The following is a 15,433-nucleotide window of genomic DNA, read 5'->3' as shown; positions in this document are numbered from 1 at the left end:
TGCTCCCGCTCCCCGCGGTGCAATTCACAACGGACTGCCAACGCATGCCTAAAGGTGCCCAATGAAAGGGACGCCCGAAGGACGTCCCCATGTGTAATCCACCTCGAGATTCGGCGACGCTGAATGTGAAGTCACGCACGTTTTCACACGGCTCACACCCAGCTTTCCGGGCTCACGAAACTCACGCTTGCTCACGCCAGACAGGCAGAGAAAAATGGTCTGGCAGGTCGCAGTTTCCGAGGACAATCCGGTGACGATTCCGGGAGTTCGCGCGGTGCGGGATTGGCTTGACAGGACTCCGACGAACAGTCCGATCGACCGCCTCAACGCGCGTTTTATTCAAGTACTCATGATCGCGTTCGGCCTGTCGATCGTGCTCGGGCGCCTTTACTACATGGCCGCCGAGCCATCGGTCGGGTTACCCGAAAGCTGGACGCTGGATGCGATAACCGATCTCGCCACCGACATTGCGGTCGCACTGGCTGCGTGGATCGGCGTCGTGGTAGTCCGTCGCGGACACTTCAACACGGGCATTCAGATCTTTCTGTGCATCTGCCTGTTGTCGCTCGCTGCGAACTACGCCACCACGGGTTATCGCCACGCGCCGCCCGACCCTTCGGCAACACTATTGCTGGCGATCGGCGGCATCGTGCTGGGTCGCCGCACGCCTTGGGCCGTCTTTGCGGCCGTGATGGGCTCATTTGTATTGGGACAACTGGCCGATGCCCTATGGTTGCCCGGACCGAGACTGAGCTTCGGGGACGCGTTTCACACACTGCCGATGCTGGCTGTGGCCTACCTGTTGATCAGCTTCGCCATTGACTACACGACTCGTGCGCTGCGAACGATGCTGGCCGAGGCACTGCAGCACACCAGGGTGCTGGCTCGAACCAACGAACTCCTGAAGACCGAAATGGAGGAGCGCGAGCGCACCCAGCACCAGCTGATCCACTCCCAGAAACTGGATGCCATCGGTCGCGCCGCCAGCGGCGTTGCACACGATTTCGACAATGTGCTGAATGTCGTACTTGGCTACGCGTCGCAACGCGAACAGCTCGCCGATCGCGGTACGCCAGCTCTGCTTGACGCGCTCGAAGGCGTCGAGCTAGCTGCGCTGCGCGCGCTGGCGATCAGTCGAAAACTGCTCAATTTCAGTCGACAGGATTCGAGTCACACCCAGGTATTCGATGCAGCCGGTGCACTCGCCGAGCTCGAACCGATGCTGCGCCAGCTGCTTGGCTCCTACATTCAGCTCGATATCGTGTTGCGCGCCCACGATATGCCGATACGTCTGGATCGCGGCCAATTCGAGCTGATGATTCTCAATATTGCGGCGAACGCGCGCGATGCGATGCCCGACGGCGGCCGCTTCAGCCTGATTCTGGAACAGGATATGGAGCGCGACCCGGAGCGCGATGGAGCGGAACCAACTTTACTGCTGAGCCTTGTCGATACCGGTATGGGCATGAGCCCCGAAGTCCAGGCCAAGGTGTTCGAACCGTTCTACACCACCAAACCTTTCGGACGCGGAACCGGGCTCGGGCTCGCGGTCGTCGCCAGCATGATCAAGGCGGCAGGCGGTGCGATCGATATAACCAGTGCACCCGGCAAGGGCACCCGTTTCAGGATTCGAGTGCCGTTGTACATCGCGTCACGGCAGCAACACGCCATATCCGTCTAGCCTCGCGACCTTCGCTCAAGCAAGTGGAGAGAACAGCTCAGGATTGGCTGGCGAACAGATAGCCCTGCCCCCGCAGCGTCAGCAGCGGCAAGGGCTGGCCGGCCGCTTCCTGTGCCTTGCGGCGCAGTCGATGCACCATCATTTCCAGGCGGTGCGGATCAAATTCGTAGACATCGCAAGTCAGCGCGGCAATCAACGTTTCGCGCGAGACCGGCTCACCCGCGGCTGCCACCAGCACCCGAAGTATGCAACGCTCCGGAGCCGTCAATGGCAGCGGCAGGCCGCTCGGTGTGACCAGGCACCAGTCGTCCGTGTCCAGGCGCCAGTGTCCCGACTCGGTCACTCCATGCAAGGTTGCTGCAGCGTCGTTCTGCGCCAGACGACGCGCGACGCTATGCAGCGTCGCCGCCAACACCTCGATATTCACCGGTTTGGACAGGAACGCGTCGGCGCCATTGGACAGCGCGCGGATATGGTCTTCCTGGCCCGTGTTGCCGGTCAGCATGCAAATGCCGAGCTTGGAAATCTCGCGCAGATGTTGCACGACACTCAGGCCGTCCTCATCGGGCAGGCCAATGTCCAGCACCACCAGGTCGAACTGCTGTCGAAGCATGTTCCGGTAAAGCTCGGAGGCCGTCCCCGCGCCAGTCACCTCAAAACCGAAATACCGCAATCCCGGAAGGATGATGCCTTCACGCAGCTGCGCATCGTCTTCCAGAACGCCAATGCGCCACGCGCGGGCCGGTGTTCGGGCGGCCACCTTCGAAGTTTGATCAGTCATGTTGCGCGGCTTTGGTATCACTGTGTCGCGTGGGCGGATGCGCATTCATAGTGCGCCGCCGCATCCTGCGTCAAGCAACATGTCTTCGTCGCTGTCGCGTTGGACACCGGTGAACGAGGCGCGACAGCGGTGGGTGCACGCACTTATGGCATTGCCGGTCTACGGCGGCGGCAGCCTCGGCTTTCCCGCTGCGGCCGATGTATTTCTGTACGGGAATGGATGGCAATTCCCATCGGCACTTTGATGTGGGCACGGAGAAAACCTCGTTGTAGCCAGCTGGCCGATGGGCGTCCGACGGGCCCAAACGGCGTTAGACTAGGAGGGTTCTCCCTAGCCGCCGTCTTCGTCGCTATGCAGGTTCAGGATCACGCCGAAATTGTCCATCTGCTGGCCGAGCTGCGGATGGAGCATCGTGACCTCGATACGGTGATCGACCAGCTGGCCACGGCGATTGGCCGCGACGAATTGCAGCTGACCCGGCTGAAGAAGCGCAAGTTGCTGCTGAAAGACAACATCGCACGACTCGAAAGCAAATTGATTCCCGACCTCGACGCCTGAGCGCGATCGCCTCAGACCGGAATATCGATGAGCCAGCTGACCCCGACCTGCCTGCAGGACGAATACGTCGCGTTGGAACCGTTACGCCTCGATCACGTGCCGGCACTGGAAGCCGCTGCGGCCGACGGTGAATTGTGGAACCTGTGGTTCACCAGTGTGCCGCCCCCGGGACAGGCACGCAGCTATGTCGAAAAAGCCCTGCAAGCCCAAAGCGAAGGGCTGATGCTGCCGTTCGCCGTGCGCGAACTGACCAGCGGCGAGATCGTGGGCACGACCCGCTATTACGACATCGTGACCGAACTGCCACGTCTGGCGATCGGCCACACCTGGTACGCGCGACGTTGGCAGAAAAGTCACTTGAACACCGCCTGCAAACGACTGCTGCTGCGCCACGCGTTTGAGGTGATCCATTGCGTGGCAGTGGAATTGCACACCGACCGCCGCAATCTCGATTCGCAGCGCGCGATCGGGCGCCTTGGCGCCCATTACGACGGTATTTTGCGTGCCCACAAACGCCGTCCCGACGGCACGCTGCGCGACACGGTCTGCTACAGCATCGTGGCCGATGAATGGCCTGACGTGGATCGCTGGCTGGGCATGCGGCTACAGCGCCTCGCCCTTGCTCCTGCGCCAGCACCGTTGTAGGGGCGCACCCTGTGCGCGATTGCTCTTGATCATCGCGACAAGCGATCGCGCACAGGGTGCGCTCCTATAAAGACCGATCAAAGCAACCGGTTGACCAGCCGATCGAGGCGGGTGCGGTTCAACCGCTTCAGTTGCTTGCGCACCTCCGCCGGATAATGCCGAGGGCTTTCCAGCGCGAGATCATCGGACAGCCGCGTGGCATGTCGCCTCAACGCCGCCCATTCAGCCTGGTGCTTCGCATGCAGCAATCGCGCGGGGTCGCGCAGCACCAGGCCGTTTTCAAGATCCAGCGCCCATGCGCGTGGATTGAGATTGTTGCCGGTGAGGACGGCCACGTCGTCATCGACGAACAGGCCTTTCAGGTGATAGCTGTTGTCGCCATCGCGCCACAGATAAATATTCAGCTGGCCACTGGCGATTTGTCGTCGATGCGCCCGTGCGAAACGCCGCAGATTGTTTTCATAGAGATAGGGCAACAGCCCAATCGTCTTGAATGGCTGTCCCGGCGGGATGTAGAAATCGTTGGCAGTCTTGTCGCCGATCATGATGTCGATCGTGCAGCCGCGTCGCAGCAACTGGCCCAGCACGACACGCACCGGCTTGGGCAGATTGAAATACGGCGTCAGCAGAATCACCCGCTCGCGCGTGCTGCGCAACAGCGCAAGCAAAGTGTCGTTGAGCGCGTTGTCGGTGCGACCGAAACCGAGCAGTGGCGTCACCGCCACGTCGGCCGGCCCCAATGCGTCGCGCGGCACGTCGTAGTGGGCCTGCTGCAAGGCCTGGCGAAATTCGCGGATCGGCCCCAGCAGGGTGCGCGTGACTGGGACCTCGGATACATTCAAGCGACGCACGGCATCGCTGCCGAAGAAATCATGATGCACGAAAGCGGCCATCGCATCGGCCAGTCCGCGATGCCGAAGCAGGTGGTAACGATCGAGCCGGTAACGACCCTGCCGCTCCAGATAGACGTCATTGAGACTCGCGCCGCTGTACAGCACGGCATCATCGATCACAAAACCCTTCAGGTGCAGCACGCCGAACAACTCACGGTTCTGCACCGGCACACCATAGATCGCAACGCCCGGCCCAAGGCGCTCGGCGTACTCACGGTACATACCGGCATTGCCTTCACTTTTCTGCTTGCCGATCAACCCACGCCGTGCACGATGCCAATCGACGAATACCGAAATCTGCAATTCGGGATGTGCGGCCTTCGCCGCATACAACGCATCCAGCACTTCGCGGCCACCGTCATCGTCCTGCAGGTAGAGCGTCACAATCACGATACGGCGCGTGGCTTGTGCGATGAGCTGCAGCAGCGTCTGCCGAAACGCGGCGGGATCGGGTAGCACTTCGATCGCAGCAGCAGGCAGCGCGAACGAAGGCAACGCCCCCAGCAGCGTCTGCGCCTTTGGTGCGCGCAGCGGCGAAAGGATCCGCCGTGCCAGGCGACGGGGCGTGGTCATCAGCTTGTTCATGGGGGGTTTGGCATCCGCAACATTGCCCATCATCGCAAACCGCGATGGGTGCGCCTACCCCGATGCGGACAGCCCTGCTGCAGGCCAGCCATCAAGAGGCACACCGGGCGCCTCCGGTTTCAGGGTTTGCGGCGACTCAGCCGCCCTTGACCGGGAAGGTCTGTGCATTGCCGGGAGCGGAATTCGGTATCGCTGGCGTGCCCGGTGAAGTCGCCGGCGCGATCTGGCGTGCACCGCACTGGTAGGCGCCCCACGGCTGCGAACCATCGTTTGGCTCGGCCAATGGCTTGATGGTGTCGGCATGCATCTGCGCGGCCTGATTGCGCGCCATCACTTCCAGTTCGTCACGCACGGTGATGTCGTTGCGATCGATCGGACCCACGCGGTCCATCACGGAGACGGTGACTTTACCCAGATCGCGGCAGGTGGATACGTCACCGCTCCAGGCCGTGTGCACGTTGCGGGCGGCATCGTCCAGAGTGATCCCCCAGGTGCAGGCGCTCAGCAACAGCACGGGGACGAGCAACAACAGGGTCTTGCGCATGGATGGCTCCGCAGCGGTGACTTGAAAAAAGGAGGTAGAGCCGTCGCCGACCCAGGCTCCATCCTAACGCGAGGGCGCCAGCGCGTCCCCCAACGAATCCAAAACGTGGATGGCCGGGGCGGGCCGCGATCTGGCCCGGTGAATGAGTGTCCGATTGTCCGGTTGTCCGGCGGGGGCAGAGCGACTGTCCGCGGACATCGTTGGCAGCTGGGTCAAGATCAAGAACATACTTACATATCAACTATTTATGCTGCGCAAAATAGTTGGCACACCACTTGCTCTCCCAAGACTGCAGGGCTTAATCCATTCGACGGAGAGATGATCATGAAATACGAAACATTGATGTTGCGCAGCCTGTTTGCCGCCTGCTTCGCCTTGAGTGCGCTGGTCCTGGGTGCGATGGTGACCACTACGTCGCCGAGCGTGCAGCTGGCCTCGAATCAGAGCCTGGGCTCGATCCTGCTGACCGCGCCAACCAGCTGCGCACTGCCACCGGACGGTGTGGTCTGCCCGCGCCTGCCCGGTTGAAGGCACCTGGCGAATCGATTGAAGGACGTGTTCGGCGCAATCGTGTCGGAGCGGGCGATAATGACCGGATGCTACATGTCATCCTGTTCCGCCCCGAGATCCCGCCGAACACCGGCAACGTGATTCGCCTGTGTGCGAACACCGGCGCGATGCTGCACCTGATCCGCCCGCTGGGCTTCGCACTTGACGACGCCCGACTGCGCCGCGCCGGACTGGACTACCACGAGTACGCCAGCATCTGTGTGCATGACGACCTGGCCAGCTGTCTCGCCACGATCGGCGCACCCCGCGTCTTCGCCTTCACTACCCGCGCGCAGGTCGCCCACGTCGACGCACGTTTTGCCGACGGTGACGCGCTGCTGTTCGGCTGCGAAACGGCTGGCCTGCCCGCTGAAGTGCTGGAGGCGATCCCGGCCGCACAACGCCTGCGCCTGCCGATGCGCCCGGACAGTCGCAGCCTGAATCTGTCCAACACGGTGGCCGTGGCCGTCTACGAGGCCTGGCGCCAGCTTGGTTTCGCAGGAGCGTACCCTGTGCGCGAACCCTCCACGTCAACCAGTTAAAAGCCAGCACGCGCACACCGCAGCTCCTACAGATTGTGGTCAGCACGGCTACAATCGCGGGATGAATGCCGCCACTCCCAACTCCTGGTTACCGCAACCACTGCGCAAACTCGCCGGACGCGCACTGGAAACCGCACTGAACCACACGCTTGCGCTCGATCCGGATACCCAGCAACGGCTCACCGCGCTGAATGGCCGCAGCGTGCAGCTGCATCTGCGCGGACCGGAAATCGCGCTGGCAGTGACGGTCAAAGATGCACGCCTGATCGTCGGACCGCCGCTGGAAGACAGCCAGCTACGCGTCGCTGCCACACCCGGCAGTCTGCTCGCGATGCTGTTTCGGCGCGACGATGACGGCATCGCGCCAGGCAAAGTCGAGATCGCCGGGGACGCCGAGTTGGCGCGCCGGCTGGAAAAGCTCGCCAGCAAGTTCGCCCCGGATTTCGAAGAGGCTTTCGCGCGCACGTTCGGCGATGTCATGGGCGTGCCGCTGGCCAAGGCTGTACGCAAGGGGCTGGCCCATGCGCGCGAAACCGCTGCGCATCTCACCGAAGATGGCGCCGACTGGCTGCGCGATGAAGCGCGGATTGCGCTGGCACCTGGCGAGGTCGAGAGCTTTCTCGATGGCGTGGACAACGTACGCGAACGCAGCGAGCGGCTGGAATCGCGCGTGCTGCGACTAGCCCAGCGCCTGCAGGGCAACGCCGCGTGACGCCGCTGAAAGTCGTGCCGCGGCTGCTGCGGGTTGCCTCGGTGCTGCTGGCGTACCGACTCGACGAGCTGGTTGACGCGGCGCATCTGTTCCGCCCGCTTAAACTGGTGCGCCCGCTGTTGGCGCGACCGCGCGCCAACAGCGGGCAACTGTCTCGCGGCGAACGCCTGCGTCTGGCATTGACCGAACTGGGGCCGATCTTCGTCAAGGCCGGCCAGGTGCTGTCGACCCGGCGTGACCTGATACCGGCTGATATCGCCGACGAGCTGTCACTGCTGCAGGATCAGGTCGCCCCGTTCCCCGGCAGCGAAGCGCGCGCCATCGTCGAGCGTGAATTGAAATCACCGATTGGCCATCTATACGCCCAATTCGACGAAACGCCGCTGGCTTCCGCGTCGATCGCCCAGGTACACGCTGCCACGCTGCACGATGGCCGCGAGGTAGTCGTGAAAGTGCTGCGCCCCGGCATCGATGCGCAGATCGCCCGTGATGTACGTCTGCTGCATTCGCTGGGCGAACTGGCCCAGCGCTGGCATCCGAATGCCGACAAGATCCGCCCGCTCGACGTGGTCGCCGAAGTCGAGAAGATGCTGGAGAACGAGCTGGACCTGCAACGCGAGGGCGCCAGCGCCAGCCTGCTCAAGCGCAACTTCGACAGCGGCGTCGACCTGTACGTACCGGCCGTGCACTGGGAGCTCACCGCGCAGCGCGTGCTGACGCTGGAGCGTGTGCATGGCATCAGCTCGGACGACATTGCCGCGATCGATGCGGCCGGACTCGACCGCAAGGCGCTCGCCGTGAAAGGCGTGCGGGTGTTCTACGAACAGGTGTTCCGCGACAATTTCTTCCACGCCGACGCTCACCCCGGCAACATCTGGGTCGATCCAACGCGCACGACCGAACCGCGTTTCATCGCGCTGGATTTCGGCATCATGGGTTCGTTGCCGGAGGCTGACCAGTACTGGCTGGCGCAAAACTTCATCGCGCTGTTCGAGCGCGACTATGCGCGCATCGCGCAGCTGCACGTTGCTGCCGGCTGGATGCCCGCCGACGTGCGCCTGGACGAACTGGAAGCAGCGGTGCGCACTGTATGCGAGCCGTACTTCACCCGCCCGCTGTCGCAGATATCGCTGGCCGAGCTGGTGGTGAAACTGTTCCAGACAGCACGCCGTTTCGAGCTGACCCTTCAGCCTCAGCTGATCCTGCTGCAAAAGACCTTGCTGAATATCGAAGGCGTCGGCCGCATGCTCGACCCCGAGATCGATATCTGGGCGGTTGCGCATCCGGTACTCAAGCGCATCCTGCGTGAGCGCTACAGCCCCCTGCGCACGCTGCGCGAAGTGCGCAAGCGCGTGCCCGAATGGCTGAACAGCGCTCCACAGATACCCGAACTGGTACGCGATGCACTGCGCCAGATCGGTCGCGGCGAACAACGCACGCTGAGCGATCCGCAAGCACTGAAGTTGCTGCGCGATCAGGCGCATCGTCAGCACAAACTGCTGGCCTGCGGCCTGCTCGGCAGCTCACTGCTGCTCGGTGCCACACTGTTGTGGACACTGACGCCGCAGCACGGCATCTGGCCGCCAGTGCTTATTGCTGCAGCTGGGTTGCTGTCCTTCAGCATCGGCTGGCCGCGTTCGCGCTGAAACCAGCCAGCCCCTGTGGGAGCGACTTCAGTCGCGATGCTTTAGCCTCTGTATTTCGCACTCAGAGCGATCGCGACTGAAGTTGCTCCCACAGTTACTCCCCCGACCATTCCCCACGGTAACCATGCTCGACATTCTCTACCAGGACGATGCGCTGATCGCGGTGAACAAGCCCGCCGGCCTGGCCGTGCATCGCTCCAAGATGGTGGGCAATGCCGAAGAGTTTCTGATTGACCAGCTGCGCGAGCAGGTCGGTGGCATTGTGTATCTGGCGCACCGGCTGGATCGCGCGACCAGCGGCGTGCTGCTGATCGCACGATCCAGCGAAATTGCCGCCACACTTGGCGAGCAGTTCATGGGTCGCTCGGTTCGCAAGCAATACCTCGCGGTAGTGCGTGGCTGGCCCGAGCCGGATGCAGGGTGCATCGACTACCCGCTGCCCGGCTCACGCGAAACCGGCCCCCGCCGTGAGGCGCGCACGCACTATCAGCGACTCGCCACCATCGAAGTGCCGATCGAACTGGGTCGTTATCCGCAGCAGCGTTACGCGCTGGTGCTGGCCGAGCCGGAGAGCGGCCGCTTCCGGCAGATCCGCAAGCACTTGGCGCATATCCATCATCCGATCATTGGCGATTGCCAGCACGGTCGCGGCGACCACAATCGTCTGTACAAGCAATATTTTCATTGTCACCGGATGCTGCTGCATGCATGGCAGCTGCGTTTCGCACATCCGCTCAGCGGTGCGCCGATGCTGATCGCGGCACCGCTGGATGCGGCGTACGCAGGCTTGCTGGCGCGCTTCGAGTGGACGTTGCCGGGAGAGGGGCGAGTAGCGGGAGACGAGTAGCGAGGGCGCTCGATGGCAGGCTTTCGCGGGTGCGGCCAACCGGTCCGATTTTTGCGCCCTCGCTACTCGCCCCTCGTCTCTCGCTCCTGCTCCCCCTACACTTCCGCCATGTTGATCATCAGCGACACCATCACCCTGCCTGAGTCCGAACTCTTCGAACGTTTCCTACGCGCCGATGGTCCGGGCGGGCAGCATGTGAATCGAACCGAGAGCGCGGTCGAGTTGCGCTTCGACGTGATCAACTCGCCATCATTGCCCGAAGAAATTCGCACGCGGCTGCTGGCCCGACGCGACCGCCGACTGACCAGCGAAGGCGTGCTGGTGATACAAGCGCGTCGCTTCCGTGATCAGGCACGCAATCGCGATGATGTGCGCGAGCGACTGGTCGAGATTATCCGCGGCGTGCTGGTGCCGCCGAAAAAGCGCGTCGCCACCCGCCCGACGCGGGCCTCCAAGGAACGTCGCCTGGTCGGCAAGCAGCAGCGCGGCAAGATCAAGCAAACCCGTTCGCGTAAACCGGACTTCGAATGAGCAAACGCATCCCTTCGCCGGCGCAGCTACCGCCGCGCATGCCGCGGCTGCGCGATGGATTGCGGCGCCGAACCTGCCGCCTGATACTTCGCCTGTGCGGTTGGTGCCTGGCAGGTGAGTTCCCCGACGTGCCCAAGGCAGTGCTGATCGCCGCGCCGCATTCGTCATGGTGGGACGGCATCTGGGGACTGCTGATGAAGGCGGCGATCGGCGCCGATGTGCACTTCATGGCCAAACAGGAATTGTTTGTCGGACCCCTCGGCAGTCTGCTGCGCCAACTCGGCGGCATGGCCATCGATCGCGGCGCTGCCAAGGGTATCGTCGAGCAGATGATCGACCAGTTCCGCCAGCGCGACGCCCTGTGGCTGGGCATCGCGCCGGAAGGCACGCGCCGGCATGTGGCGCGCTGGCGCAGCGGCTTCTGGCACATCGCCCGCGACGCCGGCGTGCCGATCGTGCCGGCGTATTTCAACTACGCGAACCGAACCATCGGCGTCGGGCCGCTGTTCCAAACCAGCGACGACATGGACGCGGACATCGCCCGACTGCGCGCGTTCTACGCGCCATTCAAGGGCAAGCATCACGACGTCTGAGCTAGTTTGAATCTCCGAGAGGCCCTCGATGTGCTCCCTCCCCTGCTGGCGGTGGAGGGCTGGGGTGGGGTGGCCCTTGGCGGTGGGCAACGCATCAGCGCTGCGAGTGCCCCGATTCATCATAATCACGATGGGTCAGCAGGCCGGGGCGGATCAGGTCGATGAAGGCGCGCGCTTCCGCGCTGAGAAACTTGCCCTTGCGCATCACCACACCGTAGCTGCGCTGCGGGAAATACTGCTTCATGTTGCGCACGGCCAGACGCGCGTGATCGGCTTCGGTGATGCAGATGCCGGTGACGATCGAGATGCCCAGCCCCATCGCCACGTACTCCTTGATCACGTCCCAGCCGCCAACCTCCAGCGCCACCTGATAAGGCACCTGACGCTGCTGGAACATCAGGTCGACCAACCGGTAGGTGGATAGCCGCTGCGGCGGCAGGATCAGCCCGTAGGGCGACAGATCCTCCAGCGTGACCTTCTCCTTGCTGGCAAGGGGATGATCCCTCGGCATGATCAGCATCGGGTCGTAGTGATGCACTGGCGCCCAGGCGATGTCGTTCGGCACATCCAGCATCGAGCCGACCGCGAAGTCGGCCTGATCCGCACGCAGCAGTGCCAGCCCATCCTTGCCGGTGACATTCGCCAGTTGCAGCTGCACGGCAGGAAAACGCTCGCGGTAGCGACGCACCAGCTCGGGTAGCAAATACTGGATCGTCGAGGTGCCAGCGGCGATGGTCAGCCGGCCACCCTGCAAGCCCTGCACCCGGGCCTGGAAGTCGCGATCCAGAGTTTCCCAGCCCTCGACCAATGGGCGCGCCAGCTCGTACAGCGCCTCGCCCGCATTGGTGAGATTGATGCGGCGACGGCGGCGCTCGACCAGGCTTACGCCGAGCTCGCGTTCCAGCGCCTGCAATTGCAGGCTGATCGTCGGCTGCGACAAAAACAGTGCCTCGGCCGCGCGGGTCAGCGTGCCCAACTTCACCACCGTTACAAAGGCGCGCAGCTGCTTGTGCCGATTACCTTTGTAGTAGTAACGCCCACCTTCGTCCGGCGCCCGGTCACCGGCGGCGGGCTTTTTTGATGCCTTACGGCGCATCGTTTTCGTTTCTTTCAGGGGGTCAGCGGGCTTTTTCATGCTGGTTATTCAATACGTTGACTGGTGTATTGGTAATGCTCATAGTAATGATTGAAACATTCACTTTGTCAAATAACGGTATCCGGCCTAGCTTCGAGCTCTATCCAACGAGAACGGAGCGAAGTCATGGCAGTACCCAGGGAGATTCTCGACAACGGCGCGCCCGATACCGGTGCGCTCGGTCCCCAAGCGATTGAGATCCACGCGGATCGCGCGGGCTACGAGGACGTCCTGACCCCGGCGGCGTTGGCTTTTCTGACCCGGCTGCATCGCCGTTTCGAGGCCACGCGGCAGCGATTGCTGCAGGGCCGCCGCGAACTCCAGGCACGCTTTGACGCCGGCGCGCTGCCGGATTTCCGCGCCGACACCGTCGCGATCCGCGAGTCGGACTGGCGCGTGGCGTCGATTCCAGCTGCCTTGCAGGATCGTCGCGTTGAAATCACCGGCCCGGTCGAACGCAAGATGATCATCAACGCGCTCAATTCCGGCGCGAAGGTCTTCATGGCCGACTTCGAGGACTCCTCGGCGCCCACCTTCGCGAACCAGATGGACGGCCAGATCAATCTGCGCGATGCAGTGAATGGCACACTCGAATTCAGCACGCCCGAGGGCAAGCAGTACCGTGTACACGACAACCCGGCAGTGCTGGTGGTGCGCCCACGCGGCTGGCATCTGGTCGACAAGCACATCAGCGTTGACGACGAGCCGATGGCCGGTGCGCTGGTCGACTTCGGTCTGTTTGTCTTCCACAACGCCCATACCCTGCAGTCCAGCGATCGTGGCCCCTATTTCTATCTGCCCAAGCTGCAGTCGATGGAAGAAGCGGCGCTGTGGAACGAGGTGATGGCGCTAGCCGAGGCCGAGCTGGCGCTTCCATCGAACTGCATGAAAGCCACTGTGCTGATCGAGACGCTGCCTGCGGCGTTCCAGATGCACGAGATCCTGCACGCGCTGCGCGGTCGCATCGTCGGTCTCAATTGCGGTCGCTGGGACTACATCTTCTCGTACCTGAAAACCCTGCGCAGTCATCGCGACCGCCTGCTGCCCGAGCGCGGTCAGGTGCTGATGACCGTGCCGTTCCTGAAGAATTATTCCGAGTTGCTGATCCAGACCTGCCATCGCCGCGGCGCCTTCGCCATGGGCGGCATGGCCGCGCAGATTCCGATCAAGGGCGATGAAGCAGCGAACGAGGCTGCTCTGACCAAGGTTCGCGCCGACAAGCTGCGCGAGGTGCAAGCCGGTCACGACGGCACCTGGGTCGCGCATCCCGCGCTGGTGCCGGTGGCGCAGGAAATCTTCGACCAGTACATGCCAGCGCCGAACCAGCTCGATGTGCTGCGCAAGGATGTGCAGGTGACGCGCGATCAGCTGATCGCGCCATGCGCCGGCACGATCAGTCGCGCCGGCTTCGACAACAACGTCGAGGTCTGCCTGCGCTACACCGCCGCCTGGCTGGACGGCCTCGGCTGCGTACCGATCCATCATCTGATGGAAGATGCCGCGACCGCCGAGATCGCCCGCGCGCAGCTGTGGCAGTGGCTGCATCACGGTGGACTGGAATTTCCCGACCATGCGCCGATCGACTTCGCCCTGTTCGATCACGCGCTCGCCGCGCACGTCCACCGGCTGCGTGACAGCGATCTGCCTGGCGCCACCCGCGCCGACGCGGCGGCCGCGCTGCTGTCCGCACTGACTCATGCCGACCAGCTGGGCGACTTCCTCACCCTGCCCGCCTACGACCAGCTCGCCTGACTGCCTTTTGTGGGAGCGACTTCAGTCGCGACACGAAAAGCGTCGCAGCTGAAGCCACACCCACAGAACCTCGCAAAACCCTCGATTGCACGCCTTCGATTCCACGGAGCCACACCATGAAGAACACGCTGCCCACCGCCGAACAAATTTCGCTGGACTGGAAAAACAATGCCCGCTGGGCCGGTATCCAGCGCAACTACAGCGCTGAGGACGTGGTGCGCCTGCGCGGCACCGTTGCAATCGAGCATTCACTCGCGCGTCGTGGCGCCGAGCGGCTGTGGAAGTCGCTGCACAAAGAGGACTTCGTCAACGCGCTGGGTGCGCTCACCGGCAACCAGGCGATGCAGCAGGTGAAGGCCGGCTTGCAGGCGATCTATCTCAGCGGCTGGCAGGTCGCCGCGGATGCGAACGTGGCCGGCGAGATGTATCCGGACCAGTCGCTGTATCCGGCCAACTCGGTGCCGCTGGTGGTCAAGAAAATCAACAACACCTTGCTGCGCGCCGACCAGCTGCACCATGCGGAGGGCAACGACGACACCGACTGGCTGGTGCCGATCGTGGCCGATGCCGAAGCCGGCTTCGGCGGCGTGCTGAACGCATTCGAGTTGATGAAGGCCATGATCGAGGCCGGCGCCGCCGGTGTGCATTTCGAGGATCAGCTGGCTTCAGTGAAGAAGTGCGGCCACATGGGTGGCAAGGTGCTGGTACCAACCCGCGAGGCTGTGGACAAGTTGAACGCCGCGCGTCTCGCCGCCGATGTCTGCGGCGTACCGACCCTGCTGGTGGCGCGCACCGATGCCGATGCTGCCGATCTGCTGACCTCCGACATCGACGCGAACGATCTGCCATTCGTTACCGGTGAGCGCACTGTTGAAGGCTTCTACAAGGTGCGCCCGGGGCTGGATCAGGCGATCAGCCGCGGCCTCGCCTACGCGCCCTACGCCGACCTGATCTGGTGCGAAACCAGCAAGCCGAATCTGGATGACGCGCGCAAATTCGCCGAGGCGATTCATGCGAAATTCCCCGGCAAGTTGCTCGCCTACAACTGCTCGCCCAGCTTCAACTGGAAGAAGAACCTGGACGACGCCACCATCGCCACGTTCCAGAAAGAGCTGGGCGCGATGGGCTACAAGTTCCAGTTCATCACGTTGGCCGGCTTCCACAGCCTCAACTACGGCATGTTCGATCTCGCCCACGGCTACGCACGCCGCCAGATGAGCGCGTTCGTCGAGCTGCAGGAAAAGGAATTTGCCGCTGCCGACCGCGGCTTCACCGCGGTCAAGCATCAGCGCGAAGTGGGCACCGGCTACTTCGACGCGGTGACGCAGGCGATCCAGCAGGGCCAGTCCTCGACCACCGCACTGACCGGCTCCACCGAGGAAGCGCAATTCGCCCCGCGGCAGGTCTCGGCCGCGTAAGCCACACACGCCGTGTGCGAA

16 protein-coding genes are annotated in these 15,433 nt (G+C 63.2%); 12 read left to right on the top strand and 4 right to left on the bottom strand.

The window, feature by feature from the left end:
- The first annotated feature begins 214 nt into the window (after positions 1-214).
- On the top strand, positions 215-1,681 hold the full coding sequence (locus HDE77_RS15725) for an ATP-binding protein (RefSeq protein WP_184418826.1): 1,467 nt from the start codon (positions 215-217) through the stop codon (positions 1,679-1,681).
- A 37-nt stretch (positions 1,682-1,718) separates the two neighbouring features.
- Here HDE77_RS15725 and HDE77_RS15720 read toward each other — a convergent pair whose 3' ends face one another.
- Entirely contained in the window at positions 1,719-2,462 is a 744-nt protein-coding gene (locus HDE77_RS15720; protein WP_184418824.1) for a response regulator transcription factor, read from the bottom strand.
- 351 nt (positions 2,463-2,813) lie between these two features.
- On the opposite strand from HDE77_RS15720, the gene HDE77_RS15715 reads away from it, so the two are divergent.
- Complete coding sequence (locus tag HDE77_RS15715) at positions 2,814-3,020, top strand: DUF465 domain-containing protein (protein WP_184418938.1); 207 nt, start codon at positions 2,814-2,816, stop codon at positions 3,018-3,020.
- A 27-nt stretch (positions 3,021-3,047) separates the two neighbouring features.
- A complete protein-coding gene (locus HDE77_RS15710) occupies positions 3,048-3,665 on the top strand; it encodes a GNAT family protein (RefSeq protein ID WP_184418822.1) in 618 nt (205 codons plus the stop codon).
- Positions 3,666-3,742: 77 nt separating this feature from the next.
- Here the strand turns inward: HDE77_RS15710 and pssA are convergent, their stop codons facing one another.
- Together pssA and HDE77_RS15700 are read right to left on the bottom strand one after the other, a co-directional pair.
- Positions 3,743-5,143, bottom strand: coding sequence for a CDP-diacylglycerol--serine O-phosphatidyltransferase (pssA, locus tag HDE77_RS15705; RefSeq protein ID WP_184418820.1), 1,401 nt, complete (start codon positions 5,141-5,143; stop codon positions 3,743-3,745).
- Positions 5,144-5,279: 136 nt separating this feature from the next.
- Positions 5,280-5,687: a DUF4156 domain-containing protein gene (locus tag HDE77_RS15700; protein WP_184418818.1), complete on the bottom strand. Its 408-nt coding sequence runs from the start codon at positions 5,685-5,687 to the stop codon at positions 5,280-5,282.
- Positions 5,688-6,011: 324 nt separating this feature from the next.
- Between HDE77_RS15700 and HDE77_RS15695 the strand changes: the two genes are divergently transcribed.
- The 7 genes from HDE77_RS15695 (at position 6,012) to HDE77_RS15665 (ending at position 11,107) form a co-directional block, all read left to right on the top strand.
- On the top strand, positions 6,012-6,215 hold the full coding sequence (locus HDE77_RS15695) for a hypothetical protein (protein WP_184418816.1): 204 nt from the start codon (positions 6,012-6,014) through the stop codon (positions 6,213-6,215).
- Positions 6,216-6,283: 68 nt separating this feature from the next.
- Positions 6,284-6,778, top strand: coding sequence for a tRNA (cytidine(34)-2'-O)-methyltransferase (locus HDE77_RS15690; protein WP_184418814.1), 495 nt, complete (start codon positions 6,284-6,286; stop codon positions 6,776-6,778).
- A 61-nt stretch (positions 6,779-6,839) separates the two neighbouring features.
- Entirely contained in the window at positions 6,840-7,490 is a 651-nt protein-coding gene (locus HDE77_RS15685; RefSeq protein ID WP_184418812.1) for an SCP2 sterol-binding domain-containing protein, read from the top strand.
- A complete protein-coding gene (gene ubiB, locus HDE77_RS15680) occupies positions 7,487-9,136 on the top strand; it encodes a ubiquinone biosynthesis regulatory protein kinase UbiB (protein WP_184418810.1) in 1,650 nt (549 codons plus the stop codon). Before HDE77_RS15685 ends, ubiB begins: the two co-directional genes overlap by 4 nt.
- A gap of 124 nt (positions 9,137-9,260) precedes the next feature.
- On the top strand, positions 9,261-9,983 hold the full coding sequence (locus tag HDE77_RS15675) for a pseudouridine synthase (RefSeq protein ID WP_184418809.1): 723 nt from the start codon (positions 9,261-9,263) through the stop codon (positions 9,981-9,983).
- A gap of 108 nt (positions 9,984-10,091) precedes the next feature.
- A complete protein-coding gene (arfB, locus tag HDE77_RS15670) occupies positions 10,092-10,514 on the top strand; it encodes an alternative ribosome rescue aminoacyl-tRNA hydrolase ArfB (RefSeq protein ID WP_184418807.1) in 423 nt (140 codons plus the stop codon).
- Positions 10,511-11,107 (top strand): lysophospholipid acyltransferase family protein, encoded by a 597-nt coding sequence (locus HDE77_RS15665; RefSeq protein ID WP_184418806.1) that lies wholly within the window; start codon positions 10,511-10,513, stop codon positions 11,105-11,107. Before arfB ends, HDE77_RS15665 begins: the two co-directional genes overlap by 4 nt.
- Before the next feature lie 94 nt (positions 11,108-11,201).
- On the opposite strand, the gene HDE77_RS15660 is transcribed toward HDE77_RS15665, so the two are convergent.
- On the bottom strand, positions 11,202-12,242 hold the full coding sequence (locus tag HDE77_RS15660) for a LysR family transcriptional regulator (RefSeq protein ID WP_184418804.1): 1,041 nt from the start codon (positions 12,240-12,242) through the stop codon (positions 11,202-11,204).
- 126 nt (positions 12,243-12,368) lie between these two features.
- On the opposite strand from HDE77_RS15660, the gene aceB reads away from it, so the two are divergent.
- Positions 12,369-13,994, top strand: a complete 1,626-nt coding sequence (gene aceB, locus HDE77_RS15655; protein WP_184418802.1) for a malate synthase A — start codon at positions 12,369-12,371, stop codon at positions 13,992-13,994.
- Positions 13,995-14,110: 116 nt separating this feature from the next.
- Positions 14,111-15,412 carry an isocitrate lyase gene (aceA, locus tag HDE77_RS15650; protein WP_184418800.1) on the top strand — a complete coding sequence of 434 codons (1,302 nt, stop codon included), beginning with the start codon at positions 14,111-14,113 and terminating at the stop codon, positions 15,410-15,412.
- Positions 15,413-15,433 lie beyond the last annotated feature (21 nt).

Source organism: Rhodanobacter sp. MP7CTX1, assembly GCF_014205795.1.
In the GTDB taxonomy this organism is placed as follows: Bacteria; Pseudomonadota; Gammaproteobacteria; order Xanthomonadales; family Rhodanobacteraceae; genus Rhodanobacter.
The sequence above is the reverse complement of the archived record's forward strand: the minus strand, read 5'-3'. Positions and strand labels throughout refer to the sequence as shown.

What these genes read in the sequence shown, in the direction of transcription:
- HDE77_RS15725 (WP_184418826.1), top strand. Translation starts at nt 215, where the DNA reads ATGGTCTGGCAGGTCGCAGTTTCCGAGGACAATCCGGTGACGATTCCG.
- HDE77_RS15720 (WP_184418824.1), bottom strand. Translation starts at nt 2,462, where the DNA reads ATGACTGATCAAACTTCGAAGGTGGCCGCCCGAACACCGGCCCGCGCG.
- HDE77_RS15715 (WP_184418938.1), top strand. Translation starts at nt 2,814, where the DNA reads ATGCAGGTTCAGGATCACGCCGAAATTGTCCATCTGCTGGCCGAGCTG.
- HDE77_RS15710 (WP_184418822.1), top strand. Translation starts at nt 3,048, where the DNA reads ATGAGCCAGCTGACCCCGACCTGCCTGCAGGACGAATACGTCGCGTTG.
- pssA (WP_184418820.1), bottom strand. Translation starts at nt 5,143, where the DNA reads ATGAACAAGCTGATGACCACGCCCCGTCGCCTGGCACGGCGGATCCTT.
- HDE77_RS15700 (WP_184418818.1), bottom strand. Translation starts at nt 5,687, where the DNA reads ATGCGCAAGACCCTGTTGTTGCTCGTCCCCGTGCTGTTGCTGAGCGCC.
- HDE77_RS15695 (WP_184418816.1), top strand. Translation starts at nt 6,012, where the DNA reads ATGAAATACGAAACATTGATGTTGCGCAGCCTGTTTGCCGCCTGCTTC.
- HDE77_RS15690 (WP_184418814.1), top strand. Translation starts at nt 6,284, where the DNA reads ATGCTACATGTCATCCTGTTCCGCCCCGAGATCCCGCCGAACACCGGC.
- HDE77_RS15685 (WP_184418812.1), top strand. Translation starts at nt 6,840, where the DNA reads ATGAATGCCGCCACTCCCAACTCCTGGTTACCGCAACCACTGCGCAAA.
- HDE77_RS15675 (WP_184418809.1), top strand. Translation starts at nt 9,261, where the DNA reads ATGCTCGACATTCTCTACCAGGACGATGCGCTGATCGCGGTGAACAAG.
- arfB (WP_184418807.1), top strand. Translation starts at nt 10,092, where the DNA reads ATGTTGATCATCAGCGACACCATCACCCTGCCTGAGTCCGAACTCTTC.
- HDE77_RS15665 (WP_184418806.1), top strand. Translation starts at nt 10,511, where the DNA reads ATGAGCAAACGCATCCCTTCGCCGGCGCAGCTACCGCCGCGCATGCCG.
- HDE77_RS15660 (WP_184418804.1), bottom strand. Translation starts at nt 12,242, where the DNA reads ATGAAAAAGCCCGCTGACCCCCTGAAAGAAACGAAAACGATGCGCCGT.
- aceB (WP_184418802.1), top strand. Translation starts at nt 12,369, where the DNA reads ATGGCAGTACCCAGGGAGATTCTCGACAACGGCGCGCCCGATACCGGT.
- aceA (WP_184418800.1), top strand. Translation starts at nt 14,111, where the DNA reads ATGAAGAACACGCTGCCCACCGCCGAACAAATTTCGCTGGACTGGAAA.